The sequence below is a fragment of the Halomonas sp. KO116 genome, assembly GCF_000734975.2.
In the GTDB taxonomy this organism is placed as follows: Bacteria; Pseudomonadota; Gammaproteobacteria; order Pseudomonadales; family Halomonadaceae; genus Vreelandella; species Vreelandella glaciei.
Window position 1 is genome coordinate 3,668,234 of sequence record NZ_CP011052.1, and the last position, 20,391, is coordinate 3,688,624.

Annotated in this window: 2 protein-coding genes; both read right to left on the reverse strand. The window is 54.9% G+C overall.

The features are described from left to right. Positions 1–12: 12 nt before the first annotated feature. On the reverse strand, positions 13–13,827 hold the full coding sequence (locus KO116_RS16840; RefSeq protein WP_045812160.1) for a non-ribosomal peptide synthetase: 13,815 nt from the start codon (positions 13,825–13,827) through the stop codon (positions 13–15). Beyond that, complete coding sequence (locus KO116_RS16845; RefSeq protein ID WP_045812161.1) at positions 13,824–20,390, reverse strand: non-ribosomal peptide synthetase; 6,567 nt, start codon at positions 20,388–20,390, stop codon at positions 13,824–13,826. Before KO116_RS16845 ends, KO116_RS16840 begins: the two co-directional genes overlap by 4 nt. Between the last annotated feature and the right edge of the window lies 1 nt (position 20,391).

Here is a 20,391-nt window from a genome sequence, read left to right on the forward strand (position 1 = left end):
AAAAACCGGCCCTTAGGCCGGTAAGTTCTCCTCTATACACTTCGATGGATAGGGTACCTCTTGCAGTTTTTCCACCACCTGTAACAACAGCAAATCACTGGAAACAATCGAGAAGTGATCCTCAGAAGTTTCAATAGCACGATGTGGCGCTTGCCCCACTTGATTCGTTAACGCTTGTCGCTCCTCGTGTGGACGCCCCTCAGACCACCAACAATCCGCTTCACAGCCCAACGCTGGCAAGGTATCGGTCTGCAGGGAGAGCCTTTTCAGATGCCGCGCTACACAGAAGATTCGAGCTAGTTCCTCACCGCCCAGAGCGGCATAACCTTCCCGTCCGTGTGCCTCATCCGACGCCAGTAGCCTATCCAACCTGTCGGCTAGCTTAGTTTCGCTCGGCTCCTCATGGGGCGCGTCACTATTACTACTGGCTACTGCCTCAGCCGAGATGCCCGGTAAGATCACTGACACAAAAGCTGCGAAGTCCTGCCGCCAATCATCTTCGCGCCTCTGGTCGCTACCCGGGATATAGGGATCCACCAGCGCCAAAAGGCTCACCTCCTGGCCTTGCTTTTCAAGCCGTGCCGCGATCATCGCCCCCAAGGTGCCGCCTAATGACCACCCTAATAACCGATAGGGCTCGTGAGGCTGCAAGCGACGAACAATGGTTGCATATTCATCAGCCATTGCTTCCAGCGACGTATCACAATGTTGCGGGTCGGTTAGCATCCGGCACGGCAATCCATATACCGTACATACTCCCTGTAGACTCCGTGCCAGCGGCTGGTAGTCGTAAAGGGTGCCCATACCGGCATGAACACAGAACAACGGAGGTTGATCCTGCTTCTCGCCATTGAGCATAACCACGCCATCCAGCAAGGCATCCGAAGCTTCTCCCAGCCCCAACAAGCCAGCAATGGTCGGCTTCTGCATCAGATCACGCAGTTTGAAATCAAGAGTACTCTCCTTGAGAGAGCGTACTCGGCTCAACACCTTCAGGCTCAGCAGGGAGTCCCCACCCAGCTCGAAGAAGTTATCAGTTTCTCCGATCCGCTCGATACCCAATACGTCCTGCCAAATCTCGGCGAGCTGACGGGCTTCCGGTGTAGAGGGGGCCACGTGCTCGCGGTTCTCATCCAGCCGTGGCTCGGGTAACGCCGACTGATCCAGTTTGCCATTGACCATACGCGGCAGGGCTGTTAGCACCATCATATGTGCTGGCACCATGTAGTCGGGCAGATGCGCTTCGAAGTGTCGGCGTGCAAGGCGCACTAATCGATCGTTATCTGCCTCCTCATCAGCTACCAAATAAGCAACCAATTGATGGCCATTCGAGGTTTCATGGGTAACGATGGCGACATCACTCACGCCAGGTATTTCACGGGCACGTGCCTCTATCTCACCCAGCTCAATACGGAAGCCACGTACCTTCACTTGGTGATCCGCCCGGCCCATATACTCCATATTGCCATCTTCTCTCCAGCGCACCAGATCCCCGGTGCGGTAGAGACGCGCCCCTAAAGTATCGAAGGGATCGGCCACAAAGCGCTCGGCTGTTAAGCCGGTACGTCCAAGATACCCTCGCGCCAAACCATAACCGCCGATATACAACTCGCCCACAACGCCCTTGGGTACCGGCTGTAGGTTGTCGTCCAGCACGTAGAGCGACCGCTCGCCAACGGGGCGACCAATCGGTGCATAGGCACAGTCAAAGGTCTCTTCGGCGGGTGTCTTCCACAGCAGCGGTGTAACCACCGTTTCGGTGGGCCCATAACCATTGATGAACCAGCGCGACCGCAGTGTGCGGCGCGCTTTGTCATAGGCTGCCTTGGGCATTGCCTCGCCACCGAAAACGTATAATTCCACCGGCGGCGTATCATTACGCCCTTCCGCCCAGTCAGCGACTTGATTCAAATAGGCTGGAGGGAAAGCCACGTTCGCTGCACGATAGTGTTGCAGGGCCGTATAGGCTTGTTCCGCTGTCCATAGCTCTTCTTCCCGAATCGCTAGACTCATCCCCGAGCACAGGGCTGTCAGCCAGCGCTCATGGGCACCATCGAAGGAGAATGACATGAAGTGTAACTCGCAGGAGTCTGGTTCCATATCATAGAGCTCGCTGATCGCCTGGCAATGCATTGCCAGCGGGCCATGAGCCACCGTAACGCCTTTAGGCGTACCGGTGGAGCCCGAGGTATAGATCACGTAAGCCAATGACTCTTCATGCACGGCCACATCGAGATCAGCATCGTCATAACGGCTAAGATCGAGCGCCTCGCAATCCACATAAGGTATACCCTCCACCTTTGCCAAGCGCGGCAGCACCACGTGCTGCGTTAGTAGCAGGGCCATGCCACTATCTTTGATCATAAAACTCAGACGTTCGGGCGGGTAAGTCGGATCGAGTGGCACATAAGCACCGCCCGCCTTCAGTACAGCCAACAGAGTGACAATGACTTGGGGCGAACGCTCCAGCGCTACGCCGACCCGCACATCTGGCCCTACGCCTTGCTCGCGTAGATAGTGAGCAAGGCGATTAGCCTGAGCGTTCAGCTGCGCATGACTTACAGCCTGATCACCCATACGAAGTGCAGTGCTATCTGGCCGTGTATCCGCGTGCGAAGCGATACGGCGATGCACAGGCATGCGAGAGAACCCGCTGCGGCCACTCTGGCCCAACTCACTCAGTGCATCCCATCGAGTCTTTTCAATCCACTCTAACTCACCCACAGGCCGATCAGGCGACTCCGCCATCTGACGAATGAGCAGTTCCATAGCATATTTCAGTTCATCAACGAACGGCTCAGGGAAATCCCTTCGGCTATAGCAGTACTCAATCTCCAGTTCATCGTCGATCACCACCTGCAGATCCATCGCGTAGCCAGTTATGCCTTCCCCAGCAACCTCACCAAAGCGCAGACCATGCCGCTGCTGATCACGCATTGTTCTATCGACGGGGAAGTTCTCAAATACAATGATACTGTCGAACAAGGCGCGGCCCGATGACCCAGACCAGCGTTGAATATCTGCTAACGCGGCATGTTCATACTCGCGAATGCCCAGATTGGTAGCCTGCACACTCTGCAAGTAAGTACCAACACTCTGCTCAGGCCGCGCCTCCAATGCCACAGGGATGGTGTTGATGAACAGACCGACCATCTCCTCAGCGCCTTGCAGGCTGGGTGGGCGACCGGATACCGTCGCGCCAAACACCACCCGTTCCTGATGACAGTAGCGCTGCAATAACACACCCCAGGCTGCCTGTATCAAAGTGTTTAGAGTCACGCGTTGCCGCTGAGCAGCAGCTTTTAGTAGAGCGGTATCTTGCCATCCTAGACGGGTATAGCGTTTGGCGAAGCCCTGGGCCTCACTCTCCTGACGGGTCGACTCTGCCAACAGTGTCGGCCCCTCCAGCTCCGCCAGTTCCGATGTCCAGAAGGCTTGAGTCGAAGCGGCATCCTGGCGCTGCAACCAGCGAATGTAATCACCGTAGGGCCGTCCAACAGCCGCCAAGGGCTCTTCCGCGTAGCTGGCCAGCCACTCGTTAATTAGACGGGCTTCTGACCAGCCATCGGACAAGATATGGTGCCGAGTCCATATCAGTTGATAGCGGTCATCATCGAGTCGAATCAAATGCAACCAGGCTAAGGGTGGTGTCAGCCAATCAATTTGGCGCTTAATTACTTGCTCAGCATAGGTGGCGAGGGACTCATCAAGCCCATCTTTCCTATTGCGCCAATCCAACTGTACGATCTCAGGCTCTACTTGTGCCAAGACGAGTTGTAGTGGACGCGCCATACCCGCCTGCCATAAGAAACCCGTTCTTAGCGTGGCGTGGCGTTCGACCATAGCTTGCCAAGCCCTCACTAGCCTATTGGCATCCAGTCCACTGACGTCTACGTTCAATTGATTGACGTAGAGCCCCGGCTCTTCCGCTTCAAGAGAGTGGAAGAACATCCCCTCTTGCGTGGGCGACAGGGGGTAAACATCTTCGATATTGTCTTGGTCTAAGCCTAGGGCTTCAATCTGCTCACTGCTTAGATAATCTGCCAATCCATTTAGCTCGACTTCACCTTTTTGCGCCTCCTCCAGCGCACCGGTCGCGTTCAGAGCCAACTCGGCTATGCTCTGGTGCTCAAAGACTTGACGCGGAGTAACCATCCAACCAGCCCGTTGCAACCGTGAGACGATCTGAAGGCTGAGAATCGAATCACCACCTAGCTCAAAGAAGTTGTCGTGTCGGCCCACCTGCTCGACGCCCAGTATCTCTGACCAGATTTCCGCCAGCGCTTCTTCCACCTCACCCTGGGGCGGCTCGTACTGCGAGTTACTGGTCAAGTCTGGTGCGGGCAGTGCCTTACGATCCACCTTACCGTTCGGGGTTAGCGGCAGCGCCTCCAGAGTGATTAGCACTCCAGGCACCATATAATCTGGTAGCTTTTGTTCCAGCGTTTCGCGTAGCGAGGTAGTATCGAGCTCAACGTCGGTTTGGGGAACCACATAAGCCACCAACCTAGATCCGCTAGGCCCCTCTTGGGCAACCACCACTGCCTCGCGTATCTCCGACAGGGCTAGCAGTTGGGCTTCGATCTCGCCTAGCTCAATACGGAAACCGCGCACTTTGATCTGATGGTCAATCCGTCCCAAGTACTCAAGCTGGCCATCCTCCCGCCAACGCACTAGATCACCGGTTCGATAGACTCGTTCGCCCGCAATAAAGGGGTCGGCCACGAAGCGCTCCGCCGTCAGTTCTGCACGGCCCAGGTAGCCCCGCGCTAAGCCCACACCTCCTAGATACAACTCCCCCGCCACCCCTTGGGGTGCCAAGTTGAGCGCACTATCCAAAACGTACAACTGCGTCGCCGCAATCGCCCTTCCCAGGAAAGCTTGGCAGCCCTTCACTTGATCCGTTGCTGACCAAATCGTGGTCTCAGTGGGGCCGTACATGTTCCACAATTCGACCCCCTGAGTTTGCAGATCCTCAGCCAAATCAGGTGGCAAAGCTTCACCGCCACATAGCCCCTTAAAGCCCTCTATGAGCGGAGCCGTCGTCCATGGCCAGCCTGACGAACGTAGCAACCGCCAGCCGGAGGGTGTCGCCTGCAGAACCGTCGCTTTTTCCTGATTGAGTAATTCACCCAAGGCCTTGCCATCTCGAGTCGTCTCGCGGCTCGCCAGCACGACCCTTGCTCCGCTGATCAATGGGAGATACAGCTCCAAGGCGGCAATATCAAACGACAGAGAGGTTACGGCCACCAGGATATCGTCTGGGCTTAGGCCAGGGGTTTCCTGCATGCTTAATAAGAAGTGACTAAGGGCGTGATGACGCACCATTACGCCCTTAGGTCGCCCGGTGGAGCCCGAGGTGTAAATGACATAGGCGAGGTGTTCACCGTGCAGTGCCACCTCCGGGGTGATTGACGCATGATGCGTCACATCCAAGCGATCCAGTTCAATAACGTTTAGCCCATCGGGCATCGGCAAGGTATCACGCAGATGTTGCTGGGTAAGCAGCAGCTCAATGCCACTATCTTCGACCATATAGGCCAACCGCTCGGCAGGGTAATCCGGATCCAACGGTACGTAAGCACCACCTGCCTTGAGAATCGCCAGCAGCCCCACCACCATCTCGATGGAGCGTCCCACAGCAATGCCCACTCGGGTTTCAGGTTTTACGCCTAAGCCAATCAAGTAGTGGGCTAAACGATTGGCACGGGTGTTAAGTTCAGCGTAGTTGAGCGACTGATCTTCGAACACGAGTGCCCTGGCTTCTGGGGTTGCCGCCGCCTGTTGCTCAACCAGATGATGGACTGGAGAAGTGCCTGTATACTGTTGCGTATTCTCTCCCCACCCGCTCAACAACCGCTGTTCGTCTGCTCTGAGCAGGCTGATCTCACTTAATGGTTGTCGAGGCACCGCTTGCAGATTTCCTACGATCCCTGCAATGGCGGCACTCAGGTAGTCACACAACCGCTGAGCACCAATGATACGATTCACCTGCCCTACCAATTGGAAGCCGTTCCCAAGATCGTCCACCGACATCGTGATCGGGTAGTTGGTACGCTCCTGGCCACCCAGCATCTCCATACCTTCCCAGCTATGAACGGTGCTGCCCTCTTGCTGAGGTGCGATGTAACGATAGTTCAGCAGACTCGTGAATAGTGGCGTCCCACCAGGCAACCCGCTGCAGCGCTGTGCGAGTCCAAGGCTGGCATGTTCATGGTGCATTAGCTCAGACAGAGTATCGTGGGTGAGGCGTAGACACTTATCAACACTCTGGGAACCTGTTTTGATACACACAGGGAGCGTATTAATAAACATCCCCAGCGCCCGTTCGGCACCTTCAGTACCCTGCATGCGGCCGAAAAGCACGGTACCAAAAACCACATTATCCCGTCCGGTGGTTTTGCTGAGCACCAAGGCCCAGGCCAGATGGAACAGGCTTGCCGTACTGACGCCATGACGCTGCGCCTGTTGCCGAGCTTGCTGGGCCAGTTCCGCAGGCAAAGGAAGGCGAACTTCCTCGATCTCGCTGCCATCGCCACGAACGTCTAACAGGCCGAAGGGCGCGGTCGGTTCTTCAACATTGCCCAACCGCTCACGGAAGAAGGTTTCATGCTCTTCCAGGCTTACCCCTAGTCGGGCCTGTGCCACGAAGTTGCGGAAGGGTAGCGGCTTGGGCAACTCAGCTTCACGGTCTTGCTGTATCAGAGCGATCTCTTCCACCAATAACTCAAGGGTGGTGTGATCCATGACTAGATGGTGGCTAGGTAACTGTAGCAACCATCGCCCTTGCTCGGCATCGTATGCTGCCACCGCTCGTAGCATGGGTGCTCGGCGCACATCGATGTGGTGATGTTCAGGATCCACCTGGGTGTATAACCATTCGGCGACACGACCAGCTTCCTCATCCGGCACCGACGGCCATTCGACCTCCATTGCGGCATGCTTGTATACCACCTGCACCGGCTCACGGAGCCCTTCCCAGAGCACAGCGGTACGAAGAATATCGTGGCGGGCAATGAGCTGGTTAAAACCAGCAATAAACCTGTCCAACCGCTCCCGACTATCGAAACCAAGTAGGCAGGGAAGCACATAAGTATCTCCCCGGTGCCGCAGACGGTGATGGAAAAGGATGCCCTCCTGCAACGGCGCCAATGGGTAGATGTCCTGGATGTTGGCAGCACCGCCGGGCACTGCCGCTTCGATCAAGCTGACCTCTTCGGCATTGAGCTCGATTAGTGTCAGCATGTCCGGCTGGAGAACCTGGCAATGACGAGGGATCAGATTGGGCGGGATGGTGATCTCAGCTTGCTCAGGCGCTTGCGTCAACGCTTGAGCAAATGCCACCAGCTCCGGGTACTGGAATAGGATGCGCACCTGCGCTGTCAGACCTTGATGCCGCATTTTCTCAAGCACTTTCAGAGCCAGCAGCGAATGCCCACCCAACTCAAAGAAATTATCATGACGCCCTACCTGCTCCACCCCCAACACCTCGCTCCAGACCTTCGCCAAGGCTGCTTCCACCTCTCCTTGCGGTGGTTCATACTGCGAGCTACTGGCTAAATCCGGTGCGGGCAGTGCCTTGCGGTCTATCTTTCCATTGGCATTCAACGGCAGCGCATCGAGGATGACCACAGCTCCCGGCACCATATAATCCGGTAGCTTCTGACCTAGTGCTTCACGTAGAGAGCCAGTGTCGAGTTCAATGTCGGCTTGAGGAACTAAATACGCGACTAATCTAATGCCGACGAGGGCTTCTTCGGCTACCACCACCGACTCACGCACCTCCGGCTGAGATAGCAGTTGGGCTTCAATCTCCCCCAGCTCGATACGGAAGCCACGAACTTTCACCTGGTGGTCAATACGCCCCATGTACTCGAGTTGGCCGTCTTCATGCCAGCGTACTAGGTCACCAGTGCGATAGAGCCGCTCTCCAGAGCCAAACGGGTCAGCAACAAAACGCATCGCAGTAAGGCTGCGGCGGTTCAAATAGCCTCGTGCCAGACCTGCTCCTGATACGTAAAGCTCTCCAGGAATCCCGATGGGGGCGCGATTAAGCTGGCCATCTAATACATGTGCACCAAGATCTGGGAGTGTAATTCCTATAGGACTACGTTGACCTCTCAGATCATCAGCTGTCACACGCCGATAAGTGACATGCACCGTAGTTTCAGTAATGCCATACATGTTGATTAGGAGGGGATGATCATCACTGAAATGCTCAATCCAAGGGCGCAGGCTTTCCGGTTCCAATGCTTCACCACCGAAGATCACTACACGCAGTGCTAAGTCTTCCGTGTTATAGAGATCAGGGGTGGCCATCAACTGCCGGAAGGCAGAAGGCGTCTGGTTTAGGACTGTCACTTGTTCCCGGCATAGCAACTCAAGGAAATCCTCCGGCGAACGGCTAACCCAGTAGGGCACTACGACAAGTTTTCCGCCCGTACACAGTGCCCCAAACATCTCCCATACTGAGAAATCGAAGGCGTAGGAGTGGAACATTGTCCAGACATCCTGCTCGTCAAAATTGAACCAAGGTGCCGTGGTATCAAGTAATCGTGTCACGTTCGCATGACATAGCTGCGCCCCTTTAGGTTGCCCTGTGGAGCCCGAGGTGTAGATAACGTAAGCAAGATTTTCGCCGTGCAGCGCCACGTTTGGATTGGTCGACGCATGATGCGTCACATCCAACTGATCCAGTTCGATGACATTCAGGCTTTCAGCTACTGGTAACGACTCACGAAGATATTGCTGGGTAAGCAGCAGCTCGATGCCACTGTCCTCGACCATATAGGCCAACCGATCACTCGGATAATCTGGATCTAGCGGCACATAAGCGCCACCCGCTTTGAGGATACCCAGCAGTCCCACCACCATTTCAAGGGAGCGCTCAACAGCAATACCCACCCGAGTTTCAGGTTTTACACCCGAGCCAATCAGATAGTGCGCCAAGCGATTTGCACGGCTGTTAAGTTCAGCATAGCTGAGTGACTGCTCTTCAAATACGAGTGCCGTGACCTCTGGGGTTGCCGCTGCTTGACCCTCAAATAGATGATGAATCAGAGAAGTGCCTGAATACTGTTGCGTATTTTCTCCCCGCTCGTTCAACAGCTGCTGTTCGTCTGTTCTGAGCAGGTTGATCTCACTTAATGGTTGTTGAGGCGCCACTTGCAGATTATCTACGATACCTACAATGGCTGAGTTCAAGTAATCACACAGCCGCTGTGCACCAATCATTCGGCTAACCTGTCCTACCAGTTGGAAGCCGTTACCCAGATCGTCCACCGACATAGTGATCGGGTAGTTGGTGCGCTCCTGAGCCTCCAACAATTCCATGCCTTCCCAGGTATGAACAGGGGCTTCCTCTTGTTGAGTCGCGCCATACCGATAATTCAGCAAGCTTGTGAATAGCGGTGTTCCCCCCATCAAGCCACTGCTGCGCTGTGCTAACCCGAGGCTGGCATGTTCATGGTGCATTAACTCAGATAGGGCACCGTGGGTTTGGCTCAGACACTTATCTACTCCCTGGGCACCGGTTTTGATGCGCACAGGAAGCGTATTAATAAACATCCCTAGTGCACGCTCGGCCCCTTCAGTGCCCTGCATACGGCCGAACAAAACGGTGCCGAACACCACATCGTCCCGCCCGGTGGTTTTGCTTAGCACCAAAGCCCAGGCCAAGTGGAACAGGCTAGCCGTGCTGACACCATGCCGCTTGGCCTGTCGCCTCACCTGCTGGGCCAGTTCCGTGTTCAAAAGAACGCGTACTTCTTCGATATCGCTGCCATCGCCGCGAATGTCTAACAACCCAAAAGGCGCTGTCGGTTCTTCAATATCTCCCAACCGCTCGCGGAAGAAGGTTTCATGCTCTTCCAGGCTTACCTCTAGCCGGGCCTGCGCCACGAAGTTACGGAATGGGATCGGCTTGGGCAGTTCGTCCTCGCGGCCTTGCTGGATCAGGGCAATTTCTTCCACCAGTAGCTCGAGGGTGGTGTGATCCATGACCAAGTGGTGACTAGGTAGCTGCAGCAGCCAGCGTCCCTGCTCAGCATCGAGGGCAGCCAGCGCCCGAATCATAGGTGCTTGGCGCACGTTGAGGCGATGGTTCTCAGTATCCACCTCGGCATTCAGTCGTTCGGCAACGCTTTGTGATGGGACACCATCCAGGGTTAGCCACTCTAGAGCTAATTCAGCATGCTGGTATACCACCTGCACCGGCTCACGCAGGTTTTCCCACAGCACAGCAGTGCGAAGGATGTCGTGGCGGGCAATCAGTTGATTAAAACCGGAAATGAATGTTTCCAGCAGTTCTCGGCTGTCGAAGCCAAGCAGACGCGGAGCGACATAGGCATCGCCCTCTTCCTGCAACCGGTGGTGAAAGAGGATACCCTCCTGCAGCGGTGCTAGCGGGTAGATATCCTGGATATTACTGGCACCGCCAGGCACTGCCGCTTCGATCACGCTGATCTCTTCGGCATTAAGCTCGATTAGCGTCAACATCTCAGGTTTGAGAGCTTGACAATCGTGGGGGATCCGGTTGGGCGGGATGATGATTTCCTGCCGCTCAGATGTCTGCGTCAATACCTGGGCGAAGACCGCCAGTTCCGGGAATTGGAACAGCGTGCGTACCTGCGCCGTTAGCCCCCGATGCCGCATTTGCTCCAACACTTTCAGAGCCAATAGCGAATGGCCACCTAACTCGAAGAAATTATCGTGACGGCCCACCCTTTCGACGCCAAGTATCTCTGACCAGATTTCCGCCAGCGCTTCTTCCACCTCGTCTTGAGGCGGCTCATACTGCGAGCTACTAGCCAAATCCGGCTCGGGCAACGCCTTGCGATCTACCTTGCCGTTAGCATTCAGCGGCAGTGCATCGAGAGTGACCACAACTCCCGGCACCATATAATCTGGCAACTGTTGACCCAATCGATCGCGTAATTTACTGGTGCCGAGTTCACAGTCGGCTTGGGGAACCACATACGCCACCAGTATTGAGCCACCAGGGCCTTCTTGGGCGACCACCACCGCCTCGCGAATTTCCGGTTGCGATAGCAGCTCAGCTTCGATCTCACCCAGCTCGATACGCAGGCCGCGGATCTTCACTTGATGATCGAGGCGGCCCAGATACTCGAGCTGGCCATCCTCTCGCCAGCGCACCAGATCGCCAGTGCGGTAAAGGCGTTCGCCCTCGGCGAACGGATCAGAGATAAAACGCTCCGCCGTTAGATCACTGCGATTGAGATACCCACGGGCTAGGCTTACCCCGCCGAGATAGAGCTCTCCCGCAACACCCGTTGGCGCCAGGTTAAGTTCACTATCCAAGACATAGGTACGGGTACTGCTAATGGGTCGCCCAATGGGAATCTGACGGTGAGCGTCATCACGGCACCACCAGTGAGTGACATGAATGGTGGTTTCTGTGGGGCCATAAAGATCGTGCAGGTTGGCACCGTCGAGGCACTCAGCTACATCGTGCTGTAACGTGGCTGGAACGGCCTCGCCACCGCACATAATATGCTTGAGCCGCGTCTTAGTCTTAACATCGGGATAGGCTAGGAAGGCCTTGAGCATTGAGGGCACAAAATTGAGCGTGGTAACGCCGTGCCGCTGGATCAGCTCGATGATGCGCTCTGGATCTCGATGATCTCCTGGTTGGGCAATCACCAAACGTGCCCCGACACTTAGCGGCCAGAAAATCTCCCACACAGAGACGTCGAACCCGAACGGTGCCTTATGCAATACGGCATCGGTATTGGTGAGCTGATAGGTCTCCTGCATCCAGACCATACAGTTGGTCAAGGCCTCATGGCGGATGGCGGCGCCCTTGGGCCGCCCGGTGGAGCCCGAAGTGTAAATCACATAGGCGAGGTGCTCGCCGTGCAGTGTTACCGATGGATTGAAAGAGGTGTGATGTACTACATCTAGCTGATCCAACTCAACAACGCTAAGGCTATCAGCTACCGGCAATGACTCGCGCAAGTGGTGCTGAGTCAGCAACAGCTCGATGCCACTATCGTCGGCGATGAACGCCAGCCGCTCCGAAGGATACTCGGGATCCAGTGGCACATAGGCGCCCCCCGCTTTGAGAATCGCCAGCAACCCCACCACCATCTCGATGGAGCGCTCCATGGCAATACCCACTCGGGTCTCAGGTTTTACGCCTAGGCCGATAAGGTAGTGAGCCAACTGGTTGGCGCGGGTATTGAGTTCGGCGTAGCTGAGTGACTGATCTTCAAATACTAGCGCTGTGGCCTCTGGGGTTGCAGCAGCCTGTCGCCCAATTAGGCTATGGATTGGCTGAGCATCGGTATGCCTATGTGTGTTTACACCCCATTCCTGTAATTTCAGCTGTTCATCTTTACCTAGCAGCTCGATATCGCTCAACGCGCGTTCTGGCACCTCCGCCAGCGCCTGTAGAATAACCATATAGTGCTGAACTAGGCGCTCAATGGTGGTTGCATCAAACAGCTCTTCTGCATAAACGAAGCTTGCCTCCAGGCAACCATCCTTGCGCTCTACCACATTTAGCGTCAGTTCTAACTGTGCTCTTCCCTGTTCCAGCGGCCAGGTGCTCAGTTCCAGTCCTGGTAGCGTCTGCAGTGATCCATGATCTTGCCGCTGGTGATTGAACATCACCTGGAACAGCGGCGTGTGGCTCAGGCTACGCTCGGGCTGAAGCGCTTCCACTAATTGCTCAAAAGGGAGATCCTGATACTCTTGTGCGTCCAACGCCGCACGTTTGCTCTGTTGCAGCGCCTCAGCCAAGCTCCGGCGACCATCCAACTGGTTGCGTAATACCTGAGTATTAACGAAAAAGCCCACCACACTTTGGGTTTCCGTGCGGTGACGGTTGGCAATCGGTACCCCAACCCGGATATTTTCCTGCCCCGTATATCGATACAACAGCGCTTGGAAACCGGTGAGTAACGTCATAAACAAGGTGGCACCCTGCGCCTGAGCTCGCTGACGCAACCCGCTTACCAATAGCTCAGGGAACATAATTTGGTGGCACGCAGCGTGATAATGCCCATCGTTGCGACGCGGGCGATCAGTCGGTAGTTGCAGTACCGGGTGCTCGTCACCCAGTTCCGTCTGCCAATAATCAAGCTGACGCTCTTTCTCGCCCGCTTCCATCCATTGACGCTGCCATAGCGCATAATCTGCATACTGAATCGGCAAAGCTGGCGACTGCCAAGTCTCACCCATCACACGGGCACGATAGTCGGCAGTAAACTCATCAATGATCAACTGCATTGACCAACCATCAGAGATGATGTGGTGAATCACCACTACCAGAAGATGTTCCTCTTCGGCTAAGCGCAATAGCCCCACCCGCAACATTGGCCCCTGCTCCAAGTCGAAGGGGTCATTGCAAAGCCGATCAACCTGATTTTCTATTGCAACCTCTTGCTCATCCTTCGCCATATGGCCTAGGTCGACCTCATGCAATGCGAAGTTGCTATCAGCCTGCACCACTTGCATCACCCCGCCCTCGCCATCGTCACGGAAGACCGTGCGCAATGCCTCATGACGAGATATTAAGGCGGCGAAGCTACCCCGCAGTGCTCCAGAGTCAAGAGCCCCCTTAAGGGTCAGAGCACCCGTAATATGGTAGGCGCTGCTTTTAGGATCCATGCGCCACAGAAACCACTGGCGAAGCTGGGCATAAGAGGGTGAGCAAGTTTTCTGTTGTGATGCAGGGCGAGAAAGAATTGGGAACTGGCCAATGCCTAACCCCTGTGTACGAATCTTGTCGTAAACCACGCGGCGCTGCTCGGCATGCAATCCGGCAAAGCGTTCCGCAATACGACGGGTATCGATATTACTCATTGAACGGTATCCATGCTGTCGATGAAGGAATCAATATCGGAGAGCGATTGCTCAATGGGGTACCCACTGTTTAGTGCGGCTATACATTCTGCTAAATCGCTAAGTAATGGATGTTTAAACACTTCAGATATTTTGAGCTCAACTTGCATATCTGCTTGAACGCGAGCCACTATCTGCACAGCAAGTAGCGAGTGCCCCCCCAGCTCAAAGAAGTTGTTGTGTCGGCCCACCTGCTCGACGCCCAGTATCTCTGACCAGATTTCCGCCAGCGCTTCTTCCACCTCACCCTGGGGCGGCTCGTACTGCGAGTTACTGGTCAAGTCTGGTGCGGGCAGTGCCTTACGATCCACCTTACCGTTCGGGGTTAGCGGCAGCGCCTCCAGAGTGATTAGCACTCCAGGCACCATATAATCTGGTAGCTTTTGTCCCAGCGTTTCGCGTAGCGAGGTAGTATCGAGCTCAACGTCGGTTTGGGGAACCACATAAGCCACCAACCTAGATCCGCTAGGCCCCTCTTGGGCAACCACCACTGCCTCGCGTATCTCCGACAGGGCTAGCAGTTGGGCTTCGATCTCGCCTAGCTCAATACGGAAACCGCGCACTTTGATCTGATGGTCAATCCGTCCCAAGTACTCAAGCTGGCCATCCTCCCGCCAACGCACTAGATCACCGGTTCGATAGACTCGTTCGCCCGCAATAAAGGGGTCGGCCACGAAGCGCTCCGCCGTCAGTTCTGCACGGCCCAGGTAGCCCCGCGCTAAGCCCACACCTCCTAGATACAACTCCCCCGCCACCCCTTGGGGTGCCAAGTTGAGCGCACTATCCAAAACGTACAACTGCGTCGCCGCAATCGCCCTTCCCAGGAAAGCTTGGCAGCCCTTCACTTGATCCGTTGCTGACCAAATCGTGGTCTCAGTGGGGCCGTACATGTTCCACAATTCGACCCCCTGAGTTTGCAGATCCTCAGCCAAATCAGGTGGCAAAGCTTCACCGCCACATAGCCCCTTAAAGCCCTCTATGAGCGGAACCGTCGTCCATGGCCAGCCTGACGAACGTAGCAACCGCCAGCCGGAGGGTGTCGCCTGCAGAACCGTCGCTTTTTCCTGATTGAGTAATTCACCCAAGGCCTTGCCATCTCGAGTCGTCTCGCGGCTCGCCAACACTACCCTTGCTCCGCTGATCAATGGCAGATACAGCTCCAGGGCGGCAATATCGAACGATAGTGAGGTCACCGCCACCAGGATATCGTCTGGGCTTAGGCCTGGGGTTTCCTGCATGCTTAATAAGAAATGGCTAAGCGCATGATGGCGCACCATCACTCCCTTGGGCCGTCCGGTGGAACCCGAGGTGTAAATGACATAGGCGAGGTGCTCACCATGCAGAGCTAATTCGGGATTATTCAAGGCATGGTGCGCTACTTCTAGACGATCCAGCTCGATAACGCTCAGACTCTCAGCTACCGGTAACGTATCGCGAAGATGCTGCTGAGTAAGCAGCAGCTCAATGCCACTATCTTCGACCATATAGGCCAACCGCTCGGCAGGGTAATCCGGATCCAACGGTACGTAAGCACCACCTGCCTTGAGAATCGCCAGCAGCCCCACCACCATCTCGATAGAGCGTCCCACAGCAATGCCCACTCGGGTTTCAGGTTTTACGCCTAAGCCAATCAAGTAGTGGGCTAAACGATTGGCGCGGGTGTTAAGCTCGGCGTAGCTAAGTGACTGCTCTTCAAAGACGAGTGCCGTAGCCTCAGGGGTTGCCGCAGCTTGGCGCTCAATCAGGTGGTGAATCGGCGGAGCATCGGAGTAATGCTGCGTATTCACTCCCCATCCCTGCAATTGATGCTGCTCGGTTTTATTGAGCAGCTCGATATCTCTCATCGCTCGCTGCGGCCTTGCTTGCAGATGTTTTACGATGTCTGCAATGGCAGTTTCCAGGTAATCACATAGCCGCTGCGCACCGATCATACGGCTCACCTGACCAACCAACTGGAAGCCGTTACCTAGATCGTCCACCGATATCGTGATCGGGTAGTTGGTACGCTCTTGAACGTCCAGCACCTCCATACCTTCCCAGCTATGAACGGTGCTGCCCTCTTGTTGAGGTGCGCTATAACGATAGTTCAGCAAACTGGTAAACAGAGGCGCCCCCCCAGATAGACCACTACAGCGCTGCGAGAGGCCAAGGCTGGCATGCTCGTGGTGCATTAGCTCAGACAGAGTATCGTGGGTGTAACGCAGGCACTTATCGACACCTTGAGTGCCCATTTTGATACGCACAGGGAGCGTATTAATAAACATCCCCAGCGCCCGCTCGGCTCCCTCGGTACCCTGCATGCGGCCGAACAGCACGGTGCCGAACACCACATCGTCCCGTCCGGTGGTTTTACTCAGCACCAGTGCCCAGGCCAGATGGAACAAGCTGGCCGTGCTGACACCATGGCGCTGGGCCTGTTGCCGAACTTGCTGGGCTAGTTCCGCTGGAAAAGGAAGGCGAACTTCCTCGATCTCGCTGCCATCGCCACGAACGTCTAACAGGCCGAAGGGCGCGGTCGGTTCATCAATATCGCCCAACTTCTCTCCGAAGAAGGCCACATGCTCTTCCTGGCTTACCCCTAGTCGGGTCTGGGCAACGAAATTGCGGAATGGAAGGGGTTGCGGTAGCTCATCTTCGCGGCCTTGCTGGATCAAGGCAATCTCTTCTAACAGTAGTTCGAGGGTGATGTGATCCATGACTAGATGGTGGCTAGGTAACTGTAGCAACCATCGCCCTTGCTCGGCATCGTATGCGGCTACCGCTTGTATTATCGGTGCTTGGCGCACATCAAGGCGATGATAATCAGGATCTACCTCAGCATTCAGTTGTTCGACAACACTAAGTGAAGAAACATGATCCAATTCTAACCATTCAAGCTCCAACTCGGCATGCCTACACACCACCTGCACTGGCTCTCGTAAGCCCTCCCAGAGCACGGCGGTACGCAGAATATCGTGGCGGGCAATGAGCTGGTTAAAACCGGCAATAAAGGCCTCCAGCCGTTCTCGGCTGTCGAAGCCAAGCAAGTGTTGGGTCACATAGGCATCGCCCTCTTCCTGCAGTCGATGGTGAAATAGGATACCCTCCTGCAGAGGTGCCAACGGGTAGACATCCTGAATGTTGCTGGCTCCACTCGGCACTGCTGCTTCAATCGCACTGATCTCTTCGCCATTGAGTTCAATCAAAGGCAGCATCTCGGGCTGGATTGCCGAGCAGCCATCTGGAATACGGTTGGGCGGGATAATGATTTCCTGCCTCTCTGATGTCTGCGTTAGTACCTGGGCGAAGGCCGCCAGTTCTGGGAATTGAAACAGCGTGCGTACCTGCGACGTTAGTCCCCGATGCCGCATTTGCTCCAGCACTTTCAGAGCCAATAGCGAATGGCCGCCCAGCTCGAAGAAGTTGTCGTGGCGGCCCACCCTTTCGACGCCAAGTATCTCTGACCAGATTTCCGACAGCGCTTTTTCCACCTCGCTTTGAGGCGGCTCGTACTGCGAGCCACTGGCCAAATCCGGTGCGGGCAGTGCCTTGCGGTCTATCTTTCCATTGGCATTCAACGGCAGCGCATCGAGGGTGACCACAGCTCCCGGCACCATATAGTCTGGCAGATGTTGGCTCAACTGCTCGCGTATTGAGGTGGCGTCAAGTTCCATGCCGGCTTGGGGAACCACATAAGCCACCAACCTCGGGCCACTAGATCCATCTTGGGAGACCACCACCGCCTCGCGAACCGCCAGTTGCAATAACAACTGCGCTTGAACTTCCCCCAACTCCACACGATGTCCTCGGATTTTAACTTGATCATCCATACGACCAAGGAACTCCAAGCTTCCATCTGGCAACTGCCGCACACTGTCGCCGGTGCGATATAAACGTTCTCCTTCACCAAAGGGGTCAGCTACAAATCGTTCCGCCGTCATATCAAGGCGCCCCAGATAACCGCGGGCCAACCCCACCCCTCCTAGATAAAGTTCACCGTTCACTCCTTGAGGCACAAGGTTCATCCAAGGGTCAAGTACTCGAATTTGCATGTTACGCAAGGGGGTGCCAATCGGTAGCGTGGATGCTCGCTGATCAGCGCTTTCATGTCTTTGTGTCAAAGCTCCGACAGTGGTCTCAGTGGGGCCATAATGGTTAACAACTTGGCAAGATGGATTTAGTTCTGAGATCCAGTTAACCAGAGACCAATCGCTTACCTCCCCGCCAAGAACCAAACACCTTCTCGGCAATGTATTTAATGGATTCTTTGCACTCATTAGGGCGCGCAAATGGCTAGGCACTATTTTGAGGACATCAATTTCATGCTCATGCATGTATCTAGTAAAAGCATCTGGATCAAGTATGCTATCAGATGAAATCAAATGAAGAGTTCGCCCCTTGTACAAGGCACCGAATAGCATGGTATGGCCTAAATCCGCGGCTATTGTCGACACCATTGCAAAACGACGAGCATCATCAGATAACGCTAAAGCCTCCAGAACCCCTTCCACATAATTGCTCAGAGCACCATGCGTGATCCCAACCCCCTTAGGTCGTCCAGTAGAACCCGAGGTGTAAATCACGTAGGCTAGATGTTCGCTGTGCAGTACCACTTCCGGATTGGTAGAGTCATGATGTGCTATATCCAGTCGATCCAGCTCAATAATGCTCACCCCATCAGTTACCGGCAGCGTCTTACGTAAGTGTTGCTGGGTGACCAACATCATTATGCCGCTGTCTTCTACCATAGAGGCCAACCGCTCGGCGGGGTAATCCGGATCCAGCGGCACATAAGTGCCACCCGCCTTGAGAATAGCCAGTAGCCCCACCACCATATCAACTGAGCGCTCCATGGCGATGCCTACTCGGGTTTCAGGTTTTACACCCGAGCCAATCAGATAGTGCGCCAAGCGATTAGCGCGGGTATTGAGTTCTGCGTAGCTAAGTAACTGATTTTCGAACACTAGCGCTGTGATATCAGAGGCTGCCGCTGCTTGGCGTTCAATTAGATGATGAGTAGGTAGAACATCGGAGTATCGTTGAGTGCTACCTCCCCATTTCTTCAATTGAAGCTGTTCATTCTTATCAAGTAGTTCGATATCACTTAACGCACGTTCTGGCATCTCTGCCAGAGCCTTTAATAAAATGACATAATGCCGCGCCAGGCGCCCAACGGTGGTGGAATCAAACAGCGCTTCAGCATAAATAAAACTTGCCTCCAGGCAACCTTCAGTACACTCCTCCACATTTAGCGTCAGCTCGAACTTCGCCTCTTTCTTTTCTAGTGGCCAGGTACTCAACTCCAATCCTGGTAGTGTCTTCAGCGCACTATGATCCTGCTGCTGGTAATTGAACATCACTTGAAATAGTGGCGTGTGACTCAGACTGCGCTCCGGCTGCAGCGCTTCTACTAACTGCTCAAAAGGCAGATCTTGATGTTCTTGAGCACCAAGCGCCGCACGTTTTACCTGTTTTAGCGCTTCGGCCAAATTCAGGCGACCATTTAACTGATTGCACATCACCTGGGTATTGACGAAAAGCCCTACCACTCCTTGGGTTTCTGTACGATGCCGATTGGCGATTGGCACGCCGACCCGAATACTTTCCTCCCCCGTATATCGATACAACAACGCTTGGAAGCCGGTGAGTAACGTCATAAACAGGGTGGCACCCTGAGTCTGAGCTCGTTGACGCAATCCTCTCACCAGCGATTCTGGAAGTACTATGTGGTGGCGTGCAGTGTGATAATGTCCATCGTTACGGCGCGGGCGATCGGTCGGCAGTTGCAGCACTGGGTGTTCGTCACCAAGTTCCGCCTGCCAGTAGGCGAGTTGACGCTCTTTCTCACCCGCCTCCATCCATTGACGCTGCCAGAGTGCATAATCGGCATACCGAATTGGCAAGGTTGGCGGCTCCCAAGCCTCCCTCGTCACCCGAGCGCGATAGTCAGCGGCAAACTCATTGATGATCAACTGCATCGACCAACCATCGGAGATGATGTGGTGCATCACCACTACCAGAAGGTGCTTCTCTTCTGATAAACGTAGTAGCCCAACCCTTAGCAGTGGCCCCTGCTCCAAGTCGAAGGGAGCATTGCAGAGCCGCACAACCTGATTCTCTACTGCCGCTTCGCTCTCATTCGCCGGCATATGGCCTAGGTCAACATCGTGCAATATGAAGTTATTTTCAGCCTTCACCACTTGCATTGCCTCGCCTTCACCATCGTCACGGAACACCGTGCGCAATGCCTCATGGCGTGCTACTAAAGCGGCGAAGCTGCACCGCAATGCTTCAGGATCAAGAGTCCCCTTAAGGGACAGAGTTCCAGTAATATTGTAGGCGCTGCTTAGGGGATCCATGCGCCACATAAACCACTGGCGAAGTTGGGCATAGGAGAGTGTTCTGCTCTCTTGATTCTGAGACCTAACGATTGGCAACTGCGAAAAGTCGATACCCTGTTGTTTTAATGCCTCAAGAAATACGCTCTGCTTGCCTCGTGGCAGGTGTGCGAAGCGCTCAGCAATCGTGTGTTTATTGAGTTCCATA

Excerpts from the sequence above, each read along its gene's own strand:
- KO116_RS16840 (WP_045812160.1), bottom strand. The coding sequence starts at position 13,827 with ATGAGTAATATCGATACCCGTCGTATTGCGGAACGCTTTGCCGGATTG.
- KO116_RS16845 (WP_045812161.1), bottom strand. The coding sequence starts at position 20,390 with ATGGAACTCAATAAACACACGATTGCTGAGCGCTTCGCACACCTGCCA.